This is a genomic window from Streptomyces sp. NPDC104096, assembly GCF_055584385.1.
This window is the reverse complement of the sequence record NZ_JBVJMD010000052.1, coordinates 32,160-54,648: the sequence shown is the minus strand read 5'-3', so window position 1 is coordinate 54,648 and position 22,489 is coordinate 32,160. Positions and strand designations below refer to the sequence as shown.

Here is a 22,489-nt window from a genome sequence, read left to right as displayed (position 1 = left end):
CGGTGCCGCCGCCCTGGGTTCCGCCCTGGGTGTTGCCGGTGCCGCCGCCCTGGGTCCCGCCCTGGGTATTCCCGGTCCCGCCGCCCTGGGTCCCGCCCTGGGTATTCCCGGTCCCGCCACCCTGCGTCCCGCCCTGGGTGTTCCCGGTCCCGCCACCCTGGGTCCCGCCCTGGGTGTTGCCGCCGCCGCCCTGGGTCCCGCCCTGGGTGTTGCCCGTGCCACCGCCCTGCGTGCCGCCTTGGGTGTTGCCCGTGCCACCCTGGGTCCCGCCCTGGGTGTTGCCGGTACCGCCCTGGGTTCCGCCCTGGGTGTTCCCCTGGCCGCCGATCTGAGTCCCGCCGATGGTGTTGCCGGTGCCGCCGTTGATCGTGTTGTTGACGATGTTCGTCACGTTGTTCGTGACGTTGTTCGTCACCTGGTTCACCACGGAGGGCGGCAGGCCGAGCTGCTGCGCCGCTGCCTGTGCCGCCTGCCGCCCGATCACGGCGGCCTGCGCCGCGGACGCGCCACCCCGCACCGCCTGCTGTACGGCGGCGTTCCCCTTCGCGGTGGCCGCTGCGGCGCCACCGCTCGTTGCCGTGCCGTATCCGAGCCCCGACGACGTGCACCTGACGGTGCCCAGGGAAATCGGGCCGCTGCCGGAAACCGTGGTCCTGATGTTTCCGGTCGCTCCGGCGGAGGTCCTCGAAACGGACTTTCCGTTGCTCATGACGTTGTACGTCTGATTGGGGGTGAAGCCGGTTCCGGTCACCGTCCCGCCCTGCAGCTTGCATGTCGCCGCCGGGGTTGCCGTCGGACCGGTGGCGGCCTGGGCGGCTGGAATGGAGCAGACGACCGACCCCGCGGATATCACCGCGGTTACCGCCGCTGCCAGAATTCCCTTTGTCATCGAATTCCTCCTCCAGGGAGCCTGAATATATTTCGTCTGCTCCGCACGGTCGACGACACGACCCATTCCGATGCTCGCCTTGCGTGTCGGCTGAGTCAACTGGAATCCCGGGTCGGAGAATATTCGATCACCTCGACTGTCACCGGAAATAACCACACGTGAAGCAAGGGGGCGACGTAATAAATAGGCGAACCGGTGCCGGTCCTGTGGGTGGAATTAACCACATGCCGAGCGCGGAATTGACCACACGTGGTGCACACGCGGTGCGGCGGTGCCGGGCGGTACACCTCGGTGGCACGGCCCGCTCGCCGCGGAACCGCCCGTACACCCGCCTGCACACCCGCCCGTATGGGCCGCCGGGAGTGCTGCGTCCCGCGCGAGGACCGACGCTGGGATCGGACGGCGGGCAGTCGCCGACCGGTCCGCCCCGCCATGTCATGCGGCCGGTGGCCCCCCGCCTACGCTGGAGCTTCCGATGAGCCCGTCGGTGACGTCCTTGGCCGTTGTCTGCGACTGGTCGTTGCTCCGGTCCGGTCTGGCGCAGGCGATCAACACCCAGCCGGACCTCGAGATCACGGCCTTCGTGAAAAGCGTCGACGACCTGTCCCACAAGGAGAATGTCGCGGACATCGCCATGCTGATCAACCTGCAGATGTCCGATCAAGTGGCGTCCGGGCAGGTCGCCCGGCTGCACCGGCAGGGGTACGCGGTCATCGTGCTGTCGCTCTCGGAGACGCAGTCCGACGCCGTCCTGTGCATCCAGGCCGGCACGCGCGGGTATCTGAGCCGGCACACCGACGACACGGAGTTGGTGACGGCCGTCCGTGCCGTCGCCGCGGGCAGCAGCTACTTCGGCGCCAGCCTGGCGGGCCACAGCCTGCCCGCGCCGCCCCCGCGCATCACCCTCCGGGAGAAGCAGATCCTGGAACTGGTCGCGAGCGGCGCGACGGACCGCGAGATCGCCGCCGAACTGAACATCACCGAGAACACCGTTCATACGCACTTGGAGCGACTGCGGAGAAAGAGCGGCTCCCGGCGCAGGGCCGATCTCACCCGGCTGGCACTCAAATACGGTGTATTGGGGGACCAGCCCACCGAGTGACCTCTCAGGTCGGGTGGATGTCGTTCAGGCTGTCGACGGTGATCGTGGCCGGTGGATTCGAGGGCCTTGGCACCTGGACGAGAAACGGGATGTAAACCATTTCGCCGTGCCGGAATTCGGCCTTCGCGGATATTCGATAACACACGATATCCGCTGGATCACTGCGCGCGGCATAGCAGCGGAGCGCCGATTGCGCGGCAGGGTTTCGCGGACTGTGGGCCGCTGCCGGGGGCGCGGCCGACACCGCGACGACGCTCGCGGCTGCGGATGTCACTGCCAGGACTGCGACTGCCTGGATTCTTCCTCGCATGGACCTGCCTCCTCCTGCGAGGGCGGGTCCGGATGGCCCGCTCGTGTGTCGAGAGTCGGCCCGGTTCCGATCCTTGGCCCGTGCGGCGGTCGAGTCAACTCGAGTCGCGCCCCGGGGCGTCGGGTCGGTGGTGGTGGCCGGGCCCGGGCGGGGGCGGCAGTGTCGCTTGCGGGGCCTCGCCGGGCCAGACCAGCAGCACGGGACACGGGGCGTGGTCGACGACGAAGCGGGTGGCGGGGCCGAGGCTGTGCGGACCGAGCCGGGTGCGGTCGCCGTCACGGGCCAGGATCAGCAGATCGGCGCCCTGGGCCGCGAGGACGACCTCGCGCTCGACGCGTCCGGCGCGCTCCATGCGGACGCAGTCGCGCCCGAGACGGTCGGCGGCGTCCCGGAGCAACCGGTGGGCCGAGGCGGCGGCGAGGTGTTCCAGCCGCGTGCCCGGGTCGCGTTCGCGGTGGCCTCGGCCCAGCAGGCCGGCGAAGGCGCCGTGGGCGGTCTCGGCGAGCGCGTCGTCGTTCACGTACAGCAGCACGATCTCCTCGTCGGGGACCGTGCGGGCGAGGGCGGCCTCGACGCAGGCGGGCCAGGTGCCCTCGGTGATCCAGACGATGACGCTCATGGGGCGGCTCCGGGAGCGTGAGGGGCGGTTTCAGGTGCCGATGGTGTGCAGCATCCCCCACAGGGCCAGGGTGGAGGCAAGAAGCGTGGCCGGTACGGTCAGCAGGCCGAGCCGGGTGAACGGGCCGAGCTCCGCCCGGGTGCCGTGGGTGTGCAGGATGCGCCGCCACAACAGCGTGGCGAGGGAGCCGACGTAGGTCAGGTTGGGGCCGAGGTTCACGCCGATCAGGACCGCGAGGACCGGTCCGGGGCCGTGGGGTGCCACGAGGGGCAGCAGGGCCAGGACGGCGGGCAGGTTGTTGATCAGGTTGGCGAGGACCGCGGCCACCACGGCCACGACGAGCAGTTCGGTCAGGGAGTCCCCGCTGGGGAGCAGCTTCCCGAGCCCGGTGTCCAGGCCGTTGTCGACGACCGCCTGCACCACGACGCCCAGGGCCAGCACGAACAGGCAGAACAACGGGGCGGCCGCGCCGACCAGTTCCCGGGGGGTGCTGCGGCGCCGCAGCAGCGCGCGGCCGCCGAGGACGAGCACGCCGCCGAGCGCCGCCCACGCCGGGTCGAGCCCGGCGAACGACGTCAGCACGAAGCCCGCCAGGGTCAGGGCCAGCACCACGAGGGTGAGGACCGGGAGTTCGGGGCCCGGTTGCGGGGTGCCGGGCGTGGTGCCCGCGGCCAGGTCGGTGCGGAAGAAGACGCGGAAGACGGCGTACTCCACGGCGATCGCGGCCAGCCAGGGCAGCGTCATCAGCGCCGCGAACCGGGTGAAGGTCAGTCCGCTCGCGGAGAACGCCAGCAGGTTGGTCAGGTTGGACACCGGCAGCAGCAGGGACGCGGAGTTCGCGAGATGGGCGGTCGCGAACACATGGGGGCGCGCGCGGGCGCCGGTCCGGGCCGCGGTCGCGAAGACGACCGGGGTGAGCAGGACCACCGTCGCGTCCAGGCTGAGGACCGCCGTGGTCACGGAGGCGACCACGAACACCCCGGTCAGCAGCCGGCCCGCGCCGCTGCCGCACCAGCGGGCGACCGCCGCCCCGGCCGCCTCGAACAGGCCCTCGTCCGCGCACAGTTGCGCCAGTACGAGGATCAGGGCGAGGAAACCGACGACCGGCAGCAGGCTGCGCGTCTGCGCCCAGGCGTCGTGGGGCGACACGGCCCCGACGAGCATGACCAGCACGGCCGCGGGTACGGCGGCCGCCGCCTCCGGCCAGCCGCGCGGGCGCACGACGGCGAACGCCAGCACGGCCAGCAGCAGCACGACCGAGACGGCCTCGAAGACGACGGTGGTACTCAGTGCGGTCCTCCAGCGGCAGGAGCGCCTGTCGGCAACCCCGTGATCAGCGAGGTTCCAGGGTCGCACCCCGGTGGAGGGCCGCCGGTACCGACCGGGCCGGGCGGGACGGTCCGGGCGTCAGCCGGGCAGCCGCGTGAGCGTCTTCTCGTACGGTGTGCCGGTCCCGGGCCGGGTGGGGGTCAGCCGGACGGTCACGCCCGTGCAGGAGTAGTGGTCCGGGCTGAACAGCGCGGTGATCCCCTGCCGGACGACGGTCCGCCCGCCCACCCGGAGGGTGAAGGTGCCGGGGCGGAGCACGGCGGCGCCGTAGTAGCCGATCGTGCCGTTCCCGGTGAGGTAGTGGCCGGTGACGGCGCCGTCGGTGCGCACGGTCAGCGGGGTGCCGCGCAGGGTTCCGGTGTGCTGGACGCCCTTGCCGTGGTCGACGGTCATGACACCGTCGGGCCGGAACGTCCAGACCGTTCCGCTCCCGCTCAGCCACACCGCGCTCCCGTCGATCTCGACGCGCTGCCGGGAGCCGGTCTCGCGCCATCGTCCGACGAGGCAGGGATCGTTCTTCCGGACGGACGCGGTGCCCGGCGGGTGTCCCGTGCCTCCGGACGCGACCGGGGGCGCGGCGGGCCACCACAGCCGGAGGTCGTCCGGTACGGCCGCCGCCGCTCCCGCGAGGACGAGCACCCCCAGCCCCAGCCCCAGCGCCGACGCCGGGGCGAGCGGCCGACGGCCCCGGGACGCGGCCCGGCGCGCGGTGGCCGTGCGGACCTCGTCCGTGCGTACGGTCCCGGTCGGGGGCGTCGCCCCGGCCGCGGGCGCGGTCCTCGTCGTGGGGTACGACGACGGTGGGCGACGTCGGCGCAGGGCCGCGGCCGCCGCACCGAGCAGCCCGGCGGGGACCGCGACGACCGCTCCCCACGCGCCGATCTCATGCAGGTGGAAGGCGATGGAGGCGTCGGGCAGGAACGCCCGTACGCCGCACACCCCCGGCCGGACGCCGGTGAGGGCGACGCACCGGGACATGCCCCGGGCCGGGTAGAAGCCCAGGGTGCCGAGGACGGCGGTGACCGTGACGGCGAGCGGGACCAGCACCGGACGCAGCCGACGGCAGAGCACGGCGGTGACCGCCGCCGCGCAGGCCTGGCACAGGGCGGCGACCGCCATGTACGTGTCCGCGTGCACCAGGGCGAAGGACAGCCGTCCCACGTCCACCGGGGATCCGGAGAGCCGGCGGACCTCGGGCGGCAGGGCGGCGCGGGCGACATACGGCAGCGCGATCCCGGTGGCGATCGCGAGCAGCCCGGCGACCGCGCCCACGGCCAGCGCCCTGGCCACACCCTCCGGCGGGCCGCCGCCCTCCGCCCTGCCGCCGTTCTCGCGCGGGCCGCCGTCCTTCGCCGGGCCGACCTCTCGGCGCCGGAGGCCGGACAGCACCAGGGGGACCGCCCAGAGCAGGACGGTTCCGGCCGTGACGGCCGGGGTGGCCCGGAGGAGTGTCAGCGGGAAGGAGAAGTAGGCGTCGGCGATCCACCGGGTGAGACCGGCGTACCAGCCGATCGTCTCGCCGGAGACGGGACGGGCCCCGATCGGCGCCGAGGTCAGGTTGTCCGGGCTCATCGCGCAGACGTGCCAGAGGGCCAGCAGCGAGCCGAAGAGGGCCGCGGCGGTGGCCGTCACCGTCCGCGAGGGCGGGTCCGGTGACGGGCCCGCCCGGTGTGCCGGGCCGGCCGCCTGCCGGGCCGGCCCGTGCCGGTGGACCGACCACGCCCACAGCGCGACCAGCAGCATCAGGGCGGCCAGCAGGACGCCGAGGACGACGCCCTGGACGAGGCTCGGGGTCAGCACCGCCAGATCGGCCGCCACCACGGAGATCGCCCGGCTGAGGGCGAATCCGGCCGCCGTCGCGGCCGCCAGGACCACGGCGGACCGGCCTGGCCAGGAGCGGGTCCGCTCCGCGCCGACCCGGGTGCCGTGTCCCACCGCGGTGGCCAGGGCGCCGGCGAGCACCGCGCCGAAGGGCAGCGCCAGCACCGCCAGTCCGGACGTGACCAGGCGCCCGGACAGGTTCCCGGTCAGCAGCGAGAGGTTGTTGAGAGCCAGCCCGGTCAGGAGGCCCAGCGCGGCCGTCTCCCCGGGCCCGGTGCGCAGCAGCGGTGCGGGGTCGGCCATCGCGGCGAGCCGCCGCTCGGGCCCGGGATGGGTGCCGAGCGGCTCGGCCCACCGTCGCCACCAGGACCGCACGCGCCGCCCCGCGGGCTGCCCGGAGGCCGTGGCCGGGGCCGCGACCGTGCGGGGCAGCGCGCCGCGGGTGAGGTCCCAGGAGTGCGCGACCACGTCGGCGTGCAGCTCACGGGTGCGCAGGATCGCGTTCCTGGCGAGGTAACCGGCGACGCTCAGCGCCAGCAGCGTGGCCAGCCGGTAGAGCGGCTTTCCCGTGACACCGGGCAGGACGGTGTCCGCCGGCCCGCCCCCGGACCCCAGGAGCACCCCGGGCCACAGGGACAGGAGCACACACGGAACCAGCGCGGTCAGGACGAACGACCACCAGATCGCGATGGTCAGATAGGTGCGTCCGGCATCGCGGTTGTGATGGTGCGCCAGTTCGTGCCCGACCACGGCGCGGAAGCCGTCCGGGTCCAGGTCGTGGCGGATCAGCAGACCCAGGTCGAGGCAGATCCGGGGACGCCCCGGCAGCCCGTACGCGCGGCCGCCGGCCGTGGTCGCGTACGGATCGACCAGCCACAGCGGGGCACGGGACAGCCCGGCCCGCTCCGCGAGCCGGTCCAGCTCCGCCAGCAGGTCGGCGTTCTCGGCGCCCGCCAGCCGGACCCGCCGGGGCCGTCGCACCGTCAGGCGCGGACCGCCGCCCGTGGCCCGCCGCCGGGAGAGCTCCGGCCACCAGGGATGGAGCGCGAACAGCACGCCCGCGGTGGCCGCCTGCACGAGCAGCCCGGCTCCGATCCACCCGAGCTCGTGCGAGAAGTACGGCCGCTCGCAGGCGTTGGCCATCGCCAGCTGTGTGTTCAGCCGGTCGAGCACGTCGGGGATCCACACGGTCGCCGGGTCGATCCCGGCGAAACACGGCCGGATCCGGAGCCGGAACAGACGCTCCGTGGACGGCAGCGCCGCGCTCACCACACCGAACGCGACGACACCGGACGCCAGGACGGCCGCCACCAGGGTGGCGAAGCGCAGATCCGTCCGGGCGCGCAGCGCGGCTCCCGGCACCGCGTCGGGTCCGGGCGGCGCCTCCGCGGGCACCCGGGCGGCCGGGACCCCGGGGCCGCCGGTCACCCCGGTTCCTGTCCGGTCAGTCCGTCGCCCACCACCGCGGCCGCCATCAGTTCCGCCCGGTCCCGCGGCATCCCTCCGTGGTGCATCAGGGTGCGGGTCACGATCCGCCGCACCTCGCGCCACTGCTCCTCGTCGAGCCGTGCCGCGGGCGCCTCCTCCGCCGCGGGAGCGGCGGCCGGCGGCTCGGCCTCGCCGGGGGTCCGGTGGAGCATCCGGCGGATCAGCTCCCGGGAGGCGGTGGCCGCCTTGTCCGCCAGATACGTCATCACCGCGGAGGCCGCGGCCAGCAGGACCGGCGTGAGCAGTTCCTGCGCGCCGGGCAGGCCGAACCTCAGGGGTCCGGAGCCTTCCGCCGCCGGGCGCGGTGCCAGCGCCCGCCGGGGATCCTCGAAGTACGCCATGCACATCATGGCGAACGCCCGGCGTTCGGCGGCGACCTGTTCCGGTGCCACGAGGGCGGCCCGTTCGAGCATCCCCCTTGCCAGCTCCGCCACTTCGGCGTCGTACGCGTGTCGTGAGGTCTTCACGGCACACCCCCCTGATCAGAGCGTCTGTGCGAGCGCGCGGGCCTGCTCCGACGGGAGCGGCCCGCGCGGCTGCCTCGGGGGTCAAACGTAGGAATCGGCGCGACGGGCGGGGCGGGTACCGGGGAATCCGTGATCGTCGCCGTCCTCGTGCGGTATGCGACCGCGCGCACACGCCCGAGCCCCCCGTCCAGCGGTGGGGCGCGGACGGAGGGCTCGGGAGGAAGAGGCGGCCGGGCCTACTTGTGCGTGCCCGGCTTGGGCTCGTAGGCCTTGCTGCCGCACTTGTTCACGTCGATCCGGACCACCTGGGGGTCGTGGTCGCTCGCCTGGTCGGCGAACTCGGAGTTGATGTGCACGACGTCGTAGTCGTAGTGCGTGACCGAGGGGCTGGTCAGGATGTGGTCGAGGGTCTGGCTGTTGCCGTCGTAGACGTAGCTGTAACGCTGGTCCGCGGGCAGGGTGTTGATGAGGTCCGTGAGGACGTCCCCGTTGTCCGTCAGGGTCTTGACCGCGTCGGAGAACTCGTAGTCGTTGAGGTCGCCGAGGGCCACGATCCGCGCCCTGGGGTCGGCGGCGAGGAGGGAGTCGACGAAGGCGTTCTCCTCCTGCGCCTGGAGCGTGCGCTGCGTCTCCGAGGAGCGGGTGGGCTCCTGGAAACGGCCGTGCATCGGGTCGTCGCCGCCCTTGGAGTTGAAGTGGTTGGCGATCACGAAGACCGTCCGGCCCTGGAACCTGAACTCGCCCACCAGCGGCTTGCGGCTGCTGTTCCACGCGGTGCTGGTGGGGTCGATGCGGCCGGGCGAGGCGGAGAGGTGGGCCTCGTGCGTCCACCGGTCCTTCACCACGGAGACGGCGGTGGTGGAGACGTCGGTGGCGGAGGCGCGGTCCACGAAGGAGACCCGCTTGGGGTTGAAGAGGAACACCTGGCGGATGTTGCCGCCGGGCTCGCCGCCGTCCTTGTCGTTGACGGGGTTGACGTAGCGCCAGGAGTACTTCGGGCCGCCGGCCGCCCGGATCGCCGCGGTGAACTTGGTCAGCGTCGCCTCGGCGGAGACGGTGCCGTCGTCGGTGGCGCCGTTGTCGTCCTGGATCTCCTCCAGGGTGACGATGTCGGGCGAGGAGAGGTTGGTGACGACGCCCTTGGCGAGACGGGTGAACTTGTCGTCGCTGTCGGACGGGTCGAGGTTCTCCACGTTGTAGGTGGCCAGGGCGAGTTCGTTGCCCTTCTGGCGGCGCGTGACCTCCGGCTTGAGGCCGTTGTCGACGGCCGTGCCGGTGGTGGCGGCGGTCGGGGCGAGCAGGTAGCCGCCGAAGGAGGCGTAGTCGACCGGTCCGGTGGTGGTGCCGGCCAGCTCGTCGCCGACGTTGAGGGTCGGGGTGGAGCCGTCGGCCGCGGCTATCTCGATCCGGCCGGTGTTCTGCTGGTCGTAGGCGCCGTAGACGGTGCCGCCGCGCGGGGTGGGGCGCTCGTCGGGCTTGGCGGTCACGAACATCTCGCCGTAGCTGTTGGTCGCGCCGACCACACGGGCGTCGCTGACCGAGGCGCGCATGCCCTCGATCGACTCGTAGAAGTCCTGCGAGTAGACGGCCGGCCGGAGGGGCAGGGCCTCGATGCTGCCGCCGCCCGCGGTGGGCGTGTACGTGTCCGGGACGGTCGAGTCGTCGAGGACGACCGCGTCCGGCAGGGCGTTGCCGCTGGACAGGGTGGTGGAGACCGGGCTGCCGAGCTCGGTGACCGACTGCGTGCCGGTGCCCGGGTAGTACTCGGTGACCTTGCCGCTGACCAGCACCGAGTCGCCGACCGAGACGGTCGGGGCGGCGGAGCCGGTGAAGACGAACAGGCCCTCGCTGGTGGCCGGGTCGGCGTCCGGGGTCGGGTCCTGGATCCAGTAGCCCTTGCTGCCGGTGGTGCGCACGGCGGTGACGACGCCGGGCACGCCCACCACGCTCTGGCCCTTGAGGGGCGAGACCCGGGTGGTGCCCTGGACGTCGTGGATGCGGAACGCGCCGGGCGCGGTGGGGCCGCCGGAGCCGCCGCTGCCGCCGTCGCCGCCCGCGGTCTGGCCCGCGCCGTTGGTCGGGGTGGGCGTGCCGGCGGTGAAGTCCGCGGAGTTGTCGTCGGTGTCGGCCAGCGAGGCGGACCGGGACACGGAGGCGGTGTTGGTCGCGGCCGGCGCGGCGGAGCCCTCGCGGACGACGGCGGTGCCGTAGCCGAGGAGGTCGACGACATCAGGGTCGGCGGTGCAGTCGGCGACCGTCTTGCAGGTCAGCGCCGTGGTGCCCTTGACCAGGGCCACGGTGCCGCTGCCCGCGGCCATGGCGATGCTGCCGGTCGCGTCCGGGGTCGGCAGAGCGGCGGTGCCGCCGGTGCCCGCGCCCTCGCCGACCAGGTAGCTGCCGCCGGGGGCGAGTGAGCCGGTGAGGGGGGTGACCTGCCAGAGCGAGCTCGCCGACGCGGAGGCCGGCAGGTACTGGACGCTGTATCCGTCGAGCGGGTACGCGGTCGTCGAACGGTTGGCCAGCTCCACGAAGTCGTTCGTGAGCGTGGCCCCGGAGTTGCCGCCGCCGCCGTACGCCTCCGATATCACCGCAGTCGTCGACGGCGTGGCGTAGGCGGCGGGCAGCGGTGCCACGACGACGGCCGCGGTGGCGGTCGCGGCCACGAATGCGGCGCCGGCTACGCGCGTTGCGCTGGGTCTGTGAATCGGCACGAGGGTGACTCTCCTTCAACGTCCGCTGCACTAGCGGCACATGAGGTGCGATACGGCTGTCTGGGGCCATGCGTCGGCTGAGGTTACGCGCGTAGAAAGGGCGTATCAAGGGGTACGTCGTTAAATCTGCGGGTCCAGTCGCTGACATTCTGTGTGGAGTCGCCTCACCTGCGGTGATGTTGAGGCCGGGTCAGCGCGCGACGCGGGAGGTCTCCGGGCTGCGGGCGCGGGCCGCCGTCGGGGATTCCCGTTCTCCGTGCATGAGCGGTGCCTGTGTGGGCACGATGTGCTTCACCGTCGAGGTCGCGAGGGTGGAGGAGCCGGGTACGGGGCATGGGTTCCGTACCGGATGCGCAGCACGAGGAGGCGTCATGAATCGTCAGGCCCGGGTTCGTGTCCGTGTCAGCCGCCGGCCCGCCTCCCCGCGGGACGAACAGATCGACCGCAGGACGCCCTCGGGCCGGATCCTGCCCTACTGACAGCCGGCCGACCGCCGACAGCCGTCCGCGATCGCCGACGGGCGGTGCTCACAGCGGCGACTGCCAGATCACCGTCGTACCGCCGTCGTCGCCACCGCCGTGGCCGCCACCGTCGCCGTCCTGCGCCGGTGTGCCGTCGTCGTGAACCGTCAGGCGTACGCCCTCGCGGCCGTCCGGCAGCGTCGCCGTGACGTCGACGGTGATCTCGACGCGGGAGACCGCGGTACGGCGTGCGGTGGCGGCCAGGGCACGGCGCAGGGCGGCCAGCAGATGGCCGGCGGCCCGGTCCGGGACCCGGCTGTCGACGGCTCCGGTGAAGCGGACGGACGGCGGGCGGCCGAGCACGGCGGCGAGGCCCGCCGTCTCCCGCAGCACCCTGCCGCGGACCGTGGCGGGAGCCTCGGCGGGCGGCTGCTGCAGGGCGAGGATGGCCGTGCGCACCTCCTCGATCGTCGACTCCAGTTCGTCCTCGGCCCGGCCCAGGGCCTCCCCGACGTCCGCGGTGTCCCCGGCGTCGCTCCGGCGCCGGGCGGCCTGGACCATCATGCCGGTGGCGAACAGCCGTTGGACGACGAGGTCGTGCAGGTCGCGGGCGATCCGGTCGCGGTCCTCGTAGACCGCCAGCCGCTCCCGGCCGTGCCTGGCGTCGGCGAGGACCAGGGCGAGGGCCGCCTGGGAGGCGAACTGCGTCGCCAGCAGCCGCTCCCCGGGGGTGTACGGGTGCTCGCCGCGCCGCCGGGGCAGGGCGAGGGTGCCGATCAGCCGTCCGCCGGCCTGGAGCGGCAGCATCATGCTCGGGCCGAAGCGGCGCCCGACGGATGTCGTCGTCCACGGGTCGCCCGCCGGGTCGTCGACGAACACCGCTTCCCCGCCCAGGAGCCGGACGAGCACGGGATGGCCCGGCTCGATCGTGCTCCCGACGAACGCGTCCGGGTCGTCGGGCGTCGAGGCGGTCACGACCTCCATGCCGCCCGGCGCGGTGGGCTGGAGGATGACACCGGCGGCGGCGTCGGCGAGCACCCGGGCCCGGTCGGCGACCGTCAGCAGCGGGTCGGCGGCCGGATCGCCGGTGAGCAGGGCGTTCGTCACGGCCGCCGCGCCCTCGATCCAGCGTTCGCGCCGGCGGGCCGTCCCGTACAGGCGGGCGTTGCCGATCGCGATGCCCGCCTGGGCGGCGAGGGCCCGCAGCAGCAACTCGTCCTCGGCGGTGAACGGGCCCCCGGTGCGCTTGTCGGCCACGTACAGCCGTCCGAACACCTCCTCGCCGACCCGGATGGGCACCTCCAGGGTGCCGGGCCGGGCGCCGGGTCCGTCCGGCCGTGCGGGTCGGTCCGCGTCCGGGGGTCCGGGTCGGTCCGCGCCACGGACCTCGACGAGCCGTTCCGGACCCGGACCGGCGGTGCCGACGGCCGCGCGGCGGGCGCCGGTCAGCCCGGCGGCGGCGTCCACGATGTGCTGGAGCGTGGTGCGCAGTCCGAGGTCGGCGCCGACGCCGAGGACGGCGTCGAGAAGGGGCGGCAGGTCCGGTACGCGCGCGTCGGCCATGGCGCTGCCGCCCCTCGGGTCAGGCGGCCAGCGGGTTCAGGGTCAGCGGTTCGATCCGGCCCTCCAGCATGGCGCCGAGCCCCTGCACGGCACACACGTCGGGCCGCTCGGCGATGTTCACCGGCATACCGGTGGCCTGCCGCAGCATCCGGTCGAGTCCGGGGAGCAGGGCGGAGCCGCCGACCATCATGATCCCGCGCTCGGCCAGGTCGGCCACCAGATCGGGCGGGCACTCCCGCAGCACCCGCCCGATACCGTCGAGCACGGCGGTCAGCGGGGTCTCGATCGCGTCGCGGACCGCGGCGGTGTCGACCCGTACGGAGCGGGGGAGCCCGGTGGCGACGTCCCGGCCGTGGATCTCGGTGGACATGAGCGCCGGAGAGTCGAGGCCGTCCACGGACAGGGCGAGCTGGAGCGGCCGTACGGACTGGCTGGGCAGCATCAGCTCGTGCGCGTGCCGCAGGTGCTGGACGATCGCGTGGTCCACGGCCTCGCCGCCGACCGGGATCCGCTCGGCGGTCACGATCGAGCCGAGGGAGAGGACCGCGACCTGGGTGGCTGCGGCACCGCACACCATGATCATGGTGGCTTCCGGCCGTTCGACGGGCAGCCCGCAGCCGACGGCGGCGGCGATGAGCGTGTCGACGAGCTCGACGCGGCGCGCGCCGAGGCCGACCAGCGTCTCGATCGTCGCGCGCTGCGCCAGCGGGTCGGCGTCGTGCGGGGTGCAGGCGGCGGCGCGTAGCCGGGGCTTGCGGCGCAGACTGCGGCGGATCTTGTCGCCGAGCAGGTGACGCAGCATGCGCTGCGCCATGTCGATGTCGACGACCGTGCCGCCGGACACCGGGCGCATGACGCGGATGTAGTGCGGGGTGCGGCCCGTCATCTTCTCGGCGAACTCACCGACCGCTATGAGTGCGCCGGTGCGGGTGTTCACGGCGGCGGTGGACGGCTGGTCGACGACGAGCCCCGCCCCCTTCACGTACACCCGCGTCCTCGCCGCGCCCAGGTCGACGGCGAAGTGGCAGCGGCGCAGCTGCTCCAGACTGGCGGTCATGGCAGATCCTCCCGTGAGCGCGGGGCCGGGGGGCCGGCCGGGCGGCGGGCCTTCTCTCGCATCGTTTCCGGGCCGGGCGGGGGTCGCCTTCTGGAGGGGGCCGGGCGGGGTGCCGCCGAACGGGGGGTTCTCGGCACGCGTACCGCGCGTCGGCGGGCTTCGGGAGGTCTCGGGGGTGTGCGGGTGTGGGTGTGGGGGCGGCGGGTCCGGGGGCGCACCGGCCCGTCCCGGTGTCCGGCCCGGCCCGGCCTGCCCAAATGTCCGGCCCGGCCCGCCCGGGTGTCCGGTGCGCTCCCCCCTTCCGCCCCGCTCTACTCCGGTCCCACCACGCCCCGGATCACGCCCAGCTCCACCAGGTCCTGGGGGCGGATGCGGAGCTGGTTCGCGGTCGCCTCGGCCTCCTGCGGTGGCCGTTTGAGGATGGCGGCCGCCGGTTCGGGTGCGATGACCGAGAAGTAACTGTCCGGCACCGCCCAGGTGTTGCCGGGCGCGGCCAGCGCCAGCGCGCCGCCGGAGCCGCCCTCGCCGATCACCAGCGTGGTGACCGGCGTACGGGCGGCGGCCACCGCGCCGAACAGGTCCGCGATCGCGGCGCCCACCCCCCGCGCCTCGGCCTCGGCGTCGTTGGCCGCGCCCGGGGTGTCCACCAGGGTCAGCACCGGTATGCCGAGCCGGTCCGCGAGCCGGACCAGCCGGGCGGCGGTGCGGTAACCGGCCGGACGGGTCGCCGTGCCCGCCTGGGCGGCGTAGGCGACCGCCCGCCCCCGGTGCTCGCCGAAGCCGCACAGCATGCCCGCGTCCCTGCCGCCGCAGCGGTCCCCGCCGAGCGCGACCCGGTGCGTGAAGTAGGCGTCCAGATAGCTCGCGGCGCGCGGACGCCCGGCCGCGCGGGCCCGCCGTACCGCCTCCCAGCCGGTCGCCGGGAGGTCCGCCGGGCCCAGCGCCCGCGGCACGGGTGCCGCCTCGGCCGACGGCGCCGTCAGCAGTCGCAGCCACCGTCCGAGCACCCCGCGCAGCTCCTCGGGCGCCACGACCGCGTCGGCGGCGCCCGCCGCCACCTGCGCCTCGGCGGTGTACGCGGCCGGGTCGGCGTCCGGCGGCCGCACCCGGGACCCCGCGAAGCCGACCTGGGCGCCGGGCAGCGCGAGGATCACGTCCGCGCCCGCGCCCAGCGTGGCCCAGCCGCCGCCCGTGGTCGGGTCCCGCAGCACGGCGACCTGCGCCAGACCGGCCGCCCGGGTGAGCGCCGACTGCCGGGCCACCCGCTGGAGTTGGGTCAGCGCGAACATGCCCTCCTGCATCCGGCTGCCGCCCGTGGCGACCAACGGCACGACGGGCAGGCGGTGTTCGCGCGCATAGGCGTACGCCGCCACCAGCCGGTCCCCGGTGCGCTCGCCCAGCGAGCCGCCGAGGAAGCCGAACTCGAACGCGATCAGCACGGCCCGGGTGCCCTCGACGTGCGCGGTGCCGCAGACGACGGACTCGCCCTCGCCGGTGCGCGCCGTGGCGCGGGCCCGGGAGGCGTCGTAGCCCGGCCAGCCGAGCGGGCCGTCGACCGGTCCGGACTCCCTTTCCGGGTAGGGGAGTTCGGTGAAGTCGTCGGTGACGAGCGCGAGGGTCGCGCGGGCCGTGCGGCCGTCGGTCATGACGGCAGCGCCCGCTTCATGATCTTCCCCATGTCGTTGCGGGGCAGGGTGTCCAGGTAGCGGACCACGCGCGGCCGCTTGTGCGGGGCGAGCCGGTCCGCCACATGACCCGCCAACTCCTCGGCGGCGGGCGGCTCCTGGGGGTCGGCCGGGACGATCCAGGCGACGACCCGCTCGCCCAGGTCGGCGTCCGGCTCCCCGGTGACGGCGGCCTCGCGCACCCCCGGATGCTCCAGCAGCGCGTTCTCGATCTCGCCCGCCCCGATCTTGTAACCCCCGCTCTTGATCAGGTCGGTGGCCTTGCGGCCGACGATCCGGACGTACCCGTCGGCCTCGCGCACGGCCATGTCGCCGGTGCGGAACCAGCCGTCGGCGGTGAAGGCGGCCGCGGTGGCGTCGGGCCGGTTGAGGTACGCGGTGAACAGGTTCGGGCCGCGCACCTGGATCTCGCCCACGCTCTCGCCGTCGTACGCGGTGAGCGGGGTCCCGTCCTCCTCGACGAGCCGCAGTTCGACCCCGGGCAGCGGCACGCCGACGGTCCCGGCCCGCGCCTCGCCGTCCGCCCGCACGCTGGTGTTCATCAGCGTCTCGGTCATGCCGTACCGCTCGATCACCCGCCGGCCGGTCGCCGCCGCGATCCGCTCGTGGTCGTGCACGGGCAGCGCGGCGGAACCCGAGACGAGCAGCCGGGCCCCGGCCAGCGCCCCGGCCAGGGCGGGATCGCCGGGCAGCGCCTCGGCGATCCGGTGGTACATCGTCGGCACCCCGAACAGCATGGTCGCGCCGCCGGTCAGCTCGCGCGCCACACCGTCGGTGTCGAACCTGCCGAGATGCCGCAGCGAGCCGCCGCGCCGCAGCGGGCCCAGGACGCCCAGCACCAGGCCGTGCACATGGAACAGGGGCAGTCCGTGCACCAGCACGTCGGCGCCGGTCCACTGCCAGGCGTCGGCGAGCGCGTCCAGGGTCGCGGCGATCGCGCGGCGCGGGACGACGGCGCCCTTGGGCGGGCCGGTGGTGCCGGAGGTGTAGACGATCAGGGCGGGGTCGCCGCCGTCCGCTTCGGCGGCGACGAGGGGTTCACCGGTCGCGCGCACATCGACGTCGATCCGCGCCAGGGCGCCCACGGAGGGCGGGAGTTCGTCGCCGGGAGCGGCCAGCACCAGGGCCGGCGCGCTGTCGGACAGGATGTGGTCGAGCTCCTTCTCGCCGGACCTGGGGTTCAGCGGCACGGCCGCCGCACCGGCCAGCAGCACGCCCACGACCGCGACGGCCGTCTCCAGCGAGGGGGTCGCCCACACGGCCACCCGGCCCGCCCCGCGGATCCGCCCGCCGACGGCCCCGGCGGCCGAGGCGAGTTGCGCGTACGTCAGGGAGCGGTCGCCGAACCGGAGGGCGTCCTGTCCGTCCGGATCGTCCGTGAGGGCCGGGAAGAGGGAGGTCACGCGGTGCACTCCTGGTGGTGAGGGAACACGTCCGGGAACAACACCTCCGTTCCTACACCAGCGGCCCCCCGGATCGGCCCCGCCCACGACTTGACGTCGGTCACTCGCGGACGGCAGGAGCCCGACGCCGGTCACCCGGGAGCGGCCGGCGGCGTCCGGGTGCCCACCACCGTGCTCAGGTCGGGTGCGAGACGCAGTTCCACCGACCGCAGCGCCGGATGCTCCAGCCAGAAGCGGCGCGGCAGGTCGGGGCGGCCCTCGTACAGCGGCGGCCAGGTCGTCGCGGGGGTGAAGTCGTCGACGACGACCGTGCCGCCCGGCGTCAGCAGCCGCCCGACGTCCGCCGCCGGACCGTCCCCCTTCCCCTGCCCGCCGCCGTCCAGCACGAGCAGGTCGTACGGACCCCGCTCGCCGATCCGCTCCCAGCCGCCGGTGAGCACCTCGACCCCGGGCAGTCCGGCGAACAGCCCGGCGGCGACCCGGGCCCGCTCGGGGTCCCGCTCCACACCGACCAGCCGTACGCCGTCGCCCGCGCCCGAGGCGAGCCAGGCCAGCCCGACCCCGAACCCGGTGCCGGTCTCCCCGATGAAACCCCGGGCGCCCCCGGCCAACGCGTGCAGCAGACGCCCCTGTTCGGGCCGGCAGGAGTACGGGAAGCCGTGGGCGCGGGCGGCGGCGACGGCCCGCTCGACGAGCGGGGGGAGGTGGCCGTGGGAGTCGTAGGCGCTCGTTCCGGCGATCGACATGCGGCCGATCCTGCCGCGGTTCAGCCTTCGGCCGCCACCAGATCGGCGACCACGCAGCTGACGTTGTCCGGGCCGCCCGCGTCGTTCGCGGCGTCCACCAGGGACCGTACGGCGTCGTCGGGGTCGGTGTGGCCGGACAGCAGCTCCCGTATCCGGTCGTCGGGGACGACCCCGGACAGGCCGTCGGAGCACAGCAGATAGCGGTCGCCGGGCAGCGCGTCCTTCAGGTGCAGGTCCGGGACCGCTGGCGCGCCGCCCGACAGGGCCTTCAGGAGCAGGGAGCGCTGGGGGTGGGCGGCGGCCTCCTCCGGCGTCAGCCGGCCCTCGTCGAGCATCGACTGGACCAGGGTGTGGTCGTGGGTGATCCGGAACAGCCCACCCGCGCGCAGCAGATAGGCGCGCGAGTCCCCGATGTGCACCAGGGCCAGCTTGGAGCCGGTCCACAGCAGGGCGGTGAGGGTCGTACCGGTCGTGTCGGTCGAGGACACCTCGTGCACGGCGCGGGTCGCGCTCTGCACGGCGTCCTCCAGCAGGTTGAGCACGCTTCCGGCGGGCACCTCCGCGGTGTCCAGGGCCGCCAGCGCCGTGACGGCGGCACGGCCGGCCGGTCCGCCCGCCGGACCGAAGCCGTCGGCCACGGCGAGCAGCCGGCCGCCCGCGTAGGCGGTGTCCTGGTTGGCGGGGCGGACGCGGCCGCGGTCGGAGTGGGCGCAGTAACGCAGTTCCAGCATGACGGTGTCCTTCCTGGGCGGCGGCGCGGGCGCCGTCGCGGCGAGATGGTCGGCGAGGAACACGGCGAGGTCCCGCCGGGCCGCCGTCTCCGCCTCGACCCGCGCCCAGTAGGCGCGGATCTCGGCGGCGGCCGCCGCCGGGTCGAGGGCGCACACCCGGCGGATGCCGGCCAGCGGCATCCCCAGCCGCCGCAGCCACGCCACCAGTCGCGCCTGCTCCAACTGCGCGTGGGCGTAGTAGCGGTAGCCGGTCACCGGGTCGACCCGCGCGGGCCGCAGCAGCTCCAGTTCGTCGTAGAGCCGCAGCGCCTTCGGAGACAGCCGGGACGCCTTCGCGAAGGCGCCGATCGTCAGCAGGTCCATGTACATCCCGTCCGGTTCCCCTCGGTCTTCCTGCCATCGATGCTGGGGGCTGCCCCAGGGTGAAGGTCAAACCCCTTGTCCCGCGGCCGAGGCCGCCGGTTAGCCTGCGTGGGTTCGTCCGCCCCTCAGGAGGGAATCCGCCGTGCCCCGCATCGCACTCGCCACCTACGACCCCGGCCCGGAGCCGGGCAAGGACAGCGACCTCCCGGTCCTGGTGGAGGCGCTGCGGGCGGCCGGGGCGCAGGCCGTCGCCGTGCCCTGGGACGACCCCGCGGTCGACTGGAGCGACTTCGACCTGGTCGTCATCCGCTCGACCTGGGACTACAGCTGGCGCGCGGCCGAGTTCGCGGCGTGGGTGCGCCGGTGCGACGCGGTCACCCGGCTGCTGAACCCCGCCGACGTCGTCCGCTGGAACGCCGACAAGCGCTACCTGGGGGAGCTCGCGGCGGCCGGAGTGCCCGTCGTCCCCACCCGCTACCTCGCGCCCGGCGATCCGGCGGACCTCCCGGACGGCCACGAGTACGTCGTCAAGCCCACCTCGGGCGCCGGTGCCCGGTTCGCCGCCCGCTACACGCCCGAGGAGCGCGGGAGCGCCCTGCGGCACCTGGCCCGGATGCACGACGAGGGGCACACCGCCATGGTGCAGCCCTACGTCACGGGCATAGACGTCGGCGGCGAACGGGCCCTGCTGTACGTCGGCGGCCGCTTCCTGCACGCCAGCCGCAAGCGGGCGGTGCTGTCGCCCGGCACGGCCTACGACGCGGACAAGGTGGCGCACCCCGGTCTGGAGCCGTGGGCCGCGACCCCGGCGGAACTCGCCGTCGCCGAACAGGCGCTGGCCGCCGTGCCGGGCGCGCCCGAGCTGCTGTACGCGCGGGTGGACCTGGTGGACGGGGACGACGGGCGGCCCAGGGTGATGGAGCTGGAACTGGTCGAGCCGAACCTGTTCCTGTTCCTGCACCCGGGGTCCGTGGGTCCGGTGGTGGACGCGGTGCTGGCGTCGGCCTGAGCGGTCCGCCGCAGGCGCGCCCGAGGGACCCGCGGCCCGTCGTGGGCCGGGCGCGCGGTGACCCGCGCCGCTTCAGGGCGCCGCCTGAGCGGGCCGGGCCGTCGCGGTCCGCTGGAGCAGTCCCCAGGTGAACTCGGCGACGACCTCGTGCGCCGTCCCGTCCCGGCCGGGCGCCGTGAACGCCAGTCCCCACCGGGTGGGAGCCGTGCCCTGGAGCGGGCGGGCCGGGGCGAAGGCGCGGGCCGCCTCGTCGACCGTGCAGGACCAGGGGACGAGGTCCTCGACGGTGCGCGGTGCGGCGCCGGGCGCGCCCGGCGCCCGTACCAGCCACTCGTTCCACACCACCCCGTCGGGCCCGACGAGGACCTCGAAGCGCAGGTCGGGCCAGAGCGGCAGCGGCCACAGCCGGGCCTCGCAGTCGAGGTCGCCGATCCGGCGGGCGACGGCGGACTCGGGCGGGCCGAGGACCGAGCGGTAGCGGGCGGCCGCGGAACGGGTCCGCGGGGAGCGCAGCATGGCCTGCCAGCGCTTGTTGGCCTCCCGCATGTCGGTGAGCGAGGCGCCCAGCAGCCGGCGGGCGTCGTCCACCGGGCCGGGGTTGTGGTCGGCCATGCGACGCAGCAGGACCAGCTGGAAGTCCGCGGCGGTGAAGGGACCGGCGGGAGGCTTCGGGGACGGCATGGCACCCATCGTCGCGCACCGCCCGCACTCCCGGGAGCCCCGGCCATTGCCCGCGGAACCCCACTATGACTAGCCTATGTTCGCAATGCCGATCGGCTGTTGAAATATCGAACGTCGATCGTGAACACCGCAGAACACTGTCGTGAACACCGTTGTGAACACCGTCGTGAACACCGTCACCTAGTGAACCAAGGGAGGGGGCCGGTCGTGGGACGACTCGTACCTGCCGTGACCCGGGCTCTCGACATTCTGGAGCTCTTCCTCGACGGGGACGGGACGCTCTCCGCCCCCGACGTCGTGCGCAGGCTCCAGCTGCCCCGTACCACCGTGCACGAGCTGGTCACCACGCTCGCCGCCCGCCAGTACATCGTGCCGGTGCCCGGTCAGCCGGGACGCTACCGGCTCGGGGTGCGCCCGTACCAGCTCGGCAGCCGTTACGCCGAGCAGCTCGACCTCGCCGCCGAGGGGCAGCAGGTCGCCCGGTCGGTCGCCGAGACGTGCGACGAGACCGTGCACGTGGCGATCCTGGAGGGCACCGACGTCATCTACATCGCCAAGGTCGACTCCACGCACGCCGTGCGCATGGTGTCCGCCGCCGGCCGTCGGCTGCCCGCCCACTGCACCTCCGTCGGCAAGATGCTGCTGGCCTCGCTGACGGACGCCGAGCTCGACTCGCGGGTGCCCGAGGACGCCGACCTCGTCGCGATGACCCCGAACAGCATCACCTCCCCGGCCGCGCTGCGCGAGGCCCTGGCGGAGATCCGCCGGCGCGGGGTCGCGGTGGAGAGCCGCGAGTCCAACCCGGACGTGAGCTGTGTGGCCGCGCCGGTGCGCGACCGGACCGGGCGGGTGGTGGCCGCGCTGTCCATCTCCGTGCCGATGATCCGCTGGAGCGACGAGCGCCTGGTGGAGCTGGAGCAGCTCGCCGCCAAGGGCGCCGTGGAACTGTCGGAGCGCCTGGGCCACCGGAGCGTGGCATGACGGCGTACGAGGTGGCGGTCCGGGCGGAGGCGACGCTCGGCGAGGGCCCGACCTGGGACGCGGCGGCCGGCCGTCTGATCTGGCTGGACATCCTGGGCTCGCGGATCCACACCTACGACCCCGCCTCCGGCCGCCGCACGGTCCGTACGACCCCGCAGCACGTCGGCGCGGTCAAGCCGCGCGCGGCCGGCGGACTGGTGCTGAACCTCCGGGACGGCGTCGCCCTGCTCGACCCGGACGGCACCCTGCGCTGGCTGCACCACGACCCCGTGCCCGGCCGCCGCGCGAACGACGCCGCCGTCGCCCCCGACGGCTCCCTGTGGGCGGGCACGATGCGCTACGACGAGGCCGCGGGCGGCGGCACGCTGTCCCGGATAACCGGCGACGGCGCGGTCGAGACGGTCCTCGACGACGTGGCGGTCAGCAACGGCACCGGCTGGAGCCCCGACGGCCGCCTGATGTACTACGTCGACAGCCCGACCCGCCGGATCGACGTCTTCGACCACGACGGCGGCCGGGTCACGAACCGCCGCACGCTGGCGGAGATCGAGGAGGGCGCCGGCTTCCCGGACGGCCTCACGGTCGACGCCGAGGGCTGTGTGTGGGTGGCCCTCTGGGACGGCGGCGCGGTCCGCCGCTACACCCCGTCCGGCGCCCTCGACCGGGTGGTCACCCTGCCGACCCCGCGCGTCACCGCCTGCGCCTTCGGCGGCCCGGACCTGAGGGACCTCTACGTCACCACGGCCCGTACGGGTCTGTCGGCGCCGTCGGCGCTCGCGGGCTGCCTGCTGGTGGTCCCGGGGGCGGGCGAGGGCCAGCCGCAGCCGACGTTCACGGGCTGACCCGCCGGGGCGCCCCGGGAGGCCGGGCCGCCCCCTCGGCCCGCCGCCGGTCGCGTGCGGGCCCGGCCCGCAGCGTCCAACCGGTCGTGGGCCGACTTGGCCCAGCATCCGCAGCCGGTCGAGGGCTGGCCCGGCCCGCAGCGTCCAACCGGTCGTGGGCCGACCCGGCCCAGCAGCCCGCAGTCGGTCGCGTGCCGACCTGGCCCCGCATTCCGTAGCCGGTCGCGTGCG

Annotated in this window: 18 protein-coding genes; 4 read left to right on the top strand and 14 right to left on the bottom strand. The window is 74.5% G+C overall.

The genetic code is table 11. The annotated features are described in order from the left end of the window. Positions 1-1,045: hypothetical protein (locus tag ACZ60B_RS34700; protein ID WP_469394211.1), on the bottom strand; the 1,045-nt coding region annotated here is incomplete at its 3' end. A 319-nt stretch (positions 1,046-1,364) separates the two neighbouring features. Here ACZ60B_RS34700 and ACZ60B_RS34695 point away from each other — a divergent pair. Continuing rightward, positions 1,365-1,991: a LuxR C-terminal-related transcriptional regulator gene (locus ACZ60B_RS34695; protein WP_469394209.1), complete on the top strand. Its 627-nt coding sequence runs from the start codon at positions 1,365-1,367 to the stop codon at positions 1,989-1,991. A 4-nt stretch (positions 1,992-1,995) separates the two neighbouring features. Here ACZ60B_RS34695 and ACZ60B_RS34690 read toward each other — a convergent pair whose 3' ends face one another. From ACZ60B_RS34690 to ACZ60B_RS34635, 12 genes are all read right to left on the bottom strand, one after another. After that, a complete protein-coding gene (locus tag ACZ60B_RS34690; protein ID WP_469394207.1) occupies positions 1,996-2,301 on the bottom strand; it encodes a hypothetical protein in 306 nt (101 codons plus the stop codon). A 94-nt stretch (positions 2,302-2,395) separates the two neighbouring features. After that, on the bottom strand, positions 2,396-2,920 hold the full coding sequence (locus ACZ60B_RS34685; protein WP_469394205.1) for a universal stress protein: 525 nt from the start codon (positions 2,918-2,920) through the stop codon (positions 2,396-2,398). 30 nt (positions 2,921-2,950) lie between these two features. Then, positions 2,951-4,210: an SLC13 family permease gene (locus ACZ60B_RS34680; RefSeq protein WP_469394215.1), complete on the bottom strand. Its 1,260-nt coding sequence runs from the start codon at positions 4,208-4,210 to the stop codon at positions 2,951-2,953. A gap of 117 nt (positions 4,211-4,327) precedes the next feature. Further along, positions 4,328-7,498 carry a M48 family metallopeptidase gene (locus ACZ60B_RS34675; RefSeq protein ID WP_469394203.1) on the bottom strand — a complete coding sequence of 1,057 codons (3,171 nt, stop codon included), beginning with the start codon at positions 7,496-7,498 and terminating at the stop codon, positions 4,328-4,330. Then, on the bottom strand, positions 7,495-8,025 hold the full coding sequence (locus ACZ60B_RS34670) for a hypothetical protein (RefSeq protein WP_469394201.1): 531 nt from the start codon (positions 8,023-8,025) through the stop codon (positions 7,495-7,497). The genes ACZ60B_RS34675 and ACZ60B_RS34670 overlap by 4 nt, the downstream gene beginning before the upstream one ends. A gap of 236 nt (positions 8,026-8,261) precedes the next feature. Further along, complete coding sequence (locus ACZ60B_RS34665) at positions 8,262-10,736, bottom strand: endonuclease/exonuclease/phosphatase family protein (RefSeq protein ID WP_469394199.1); 2,475 nt, start codon at positions 10,734-10,736, stop codon at positions 8,262-8,264. Positions 10,737-11,263: 527 nt separating this feature from the next. Next, on the bottom strand, positions 11,264-12,760 hold the full coding sequence (locus tag ACZ60B_RS34660; RefSeq protein ID WP_469394196.1) for a sensor histidine kinase: 1,497 nt from the start codon (positions 12,758-12,760) through the stop codon (positions 11,264-11,266). A gap of 19 nt (positions 12,761-12,779) precedes the next feature. Further along, positions 12,780-13,817, bottom strand: coding sequence for a rod shape-determining protein (locus tag ACZ60B_RS34655; protein ID WP_469394194.1), 1,038 nt, complete (start codon positions 13,815-13,817; stop codon positions 12,780-12,782). Positions 13,818-14,128: 311 nt separating this feature from the next. After that, a complete protein-coding gene (locus ACZ60B_RS34650) occupies positions 14,129-15,463 on the bottom strand; it encodes a carboxyl transferase domain-containing protein (RefSeq protein ID WP_469394192.1) in 1,335 nt (444 codons plus the stop codon). Next, on the bottom strand, positions 15,460-16,905 hold the full coding sequence (locus ACZ60B_RS34645; protein WP_469394189.1) for an acyl-CoA synthetase: 1,446 nt from the start codon (positions 16,903-16,905) through the stop codon (positions 15,460-15,462). The genes ACZ60B_RS34650 and ACZ60B_RS34645 overlap by 4 nt, the downstream gene beginning before the upstream one ends. A gap of 131 nt (positions 16,906-17,036) precedes the next feature. Further along, positions 17,037-17,651, bottom strand: a complete 615-nt coding sequence (locus ACZ60B_RS34640) for an O-methyltransferase (protein ID WP_469394187.1) — start codon at positions 17,649-17,651, stop codon at positions 17,037-17,039. A 20-nt stretch (positions 17,652-17,671) separates the two neighbouring features. After that, positions 17,672-18,745: a MerR family transcriptional regulator gene (locus tag ACZ60B_RS34635; RefSeq protein WP_469394213.1), complete on the bottom strand. Its 1,074-nt coding sequence runs from the start codon at positions 18,743-18,745 to the stop codon at positions 17,672-17,674. Positions 18,746-18,887: 142 nt separating this feature from the next. Here ACZ60B_RS34635 and ACZ60B_RS34630 point away from each other — a divergent pair, with 142 nt between their 5' ends. Further along, the gene (locus ACZ60B_RS34630) at positions 18,888-19,754 is read left to right on the top strand and encodes an ATP-grasp domain-containing protein (RefSeq protein ID WP_469394185.1); all 867 of its coding nucleotides are present in this window, start codon (positions 18,888-18,890) and stop codon (positions 19,752-19,754) included. Between the two features lie 72 nt (positions 19,755-19,826). On the opposite strand, the gene ACZ60B_RS34625 is transcribed toward ACZ60B_RS34630, so the two are convergent. After that, on the bottom strand, positions 19,827-20,435 hold the full coding sequence (locus ACZ60B_RS34625; RefSeq protein ID WP_469394183.1) for a hypothetical protein: 609 nt from the start codon (positions 20,433-20,435) through the stop codon (positions 19,827-19,829). Between the two features lie 207 nt (positions 20,436-20,642). On the opposite strand from ACZ60B_RS34625, the gene ACZ60B_RS34620 reads away from it, so the two are divergent. Both ACZ60B_RS34620 and ACZ60B_RS34615 read left to right on the top strand, forming a co-directional pair. After that, a complete protein-coding gene (locus ACZ60B_RS34620) occupies positions 20,643-21,416 on the top strand; it encodes an IclR family transcriptional regulator (protein ID WP_469394181.1) in 774 nt (257 codons plus the stop codon). Continuing rightward, complete coding sequence (locus ACZ60B_RS34615; RefSeq protein WP_469394179.1) at positions 21,413-22,258, top strand: SMP-30/gluconolactonase/LRE family protein; 846 nt, start codon at positions 21,413-21,415, stop codon at positions 22,256-22,258. Before ACZ60B_RS34620 ends, ACZ60B_RS34615 begins: the two co-directional genes overlap by 4 nt. Positions 22,259-22,489: the final 231 nt, after the last annotated feature.

Bases quoted from the DNA above. Each gene is read 5' to 3' on its own strand.
- ACZ60B_RS34690 (WP_469394207.1), bottom strand. From the start codon at position 2,301: ATGCGAGGAAGAATCCAGGCAGTCGCAGTCCTGGCAGTGACATCCGCA.
- ACZ60B_RS34685 (WP_469394205.1), bottom strand. From the start codon at position 2,920: ATGAGCGTCATCGTCTGGATCACCGAGGGCACCTGGCCCGCCTGCGTC.
- ACZ60B_RS34655 (WP_469394194.1), bottom strand. From the start codon at position 13,817: ATGACCGCCAGTCTGGAGCAGCTGCGCCGCTGCCACTTCGCCGTCGAC.
- ACZ60B_RS34635 (WP_469394213.1), bottom strand. From the start codon at position 18,745: ATGGACCTGCTGACGATCGGCGCCTTCGCGAAGGCGTCCCGGCTGTCT.
- ACZ60B_RS34650 (WP_469394192.1), bottom strand. From the start codon at position 15,463: ATGACCGACGGCCGCACGGCCCGCGCGACCCTCGCGCTCGTCACCGAC.
- ACZ60B_RS34660 (WP_469394196.1), bottom strand. From the start codon at position 12,760: ATGGCCGACGCGCGCGTACCGGACCTGCCGCCCCTTCTCGACGCCGTC.
- ACZ60B_RS34695 (WP_469394209.1), top strand. From the start codon at position 1,365: ATGAGCCCGTCGGTGACGTCCTTGGCCGTTGTCTGCGACTGGTCGTTG.
- ACZ60B_RS34640 (WP_469394187.1), bottom strand. From the start codon at position 17,651: ATGTCGATCGCCGGAACGAGCGCCTACGACTCCCACGGCCACCTCCCC.
- ACZ60B_RS34615 (WP_469394179.1), top strand. From the start codon at position 21,413: ATGACGGCGTACGAGGTGGCGGTCCGGGCGGAGGCGACGCTCGGCGAG.
- ACZ60B_RS34625 (WP_469394183.1), bottom strand. From the start codon at position 20,435: ATGCCGTCCCCGAAGCCTCCCGCCGGTCCCTTCACCGCCGCGGACTTC.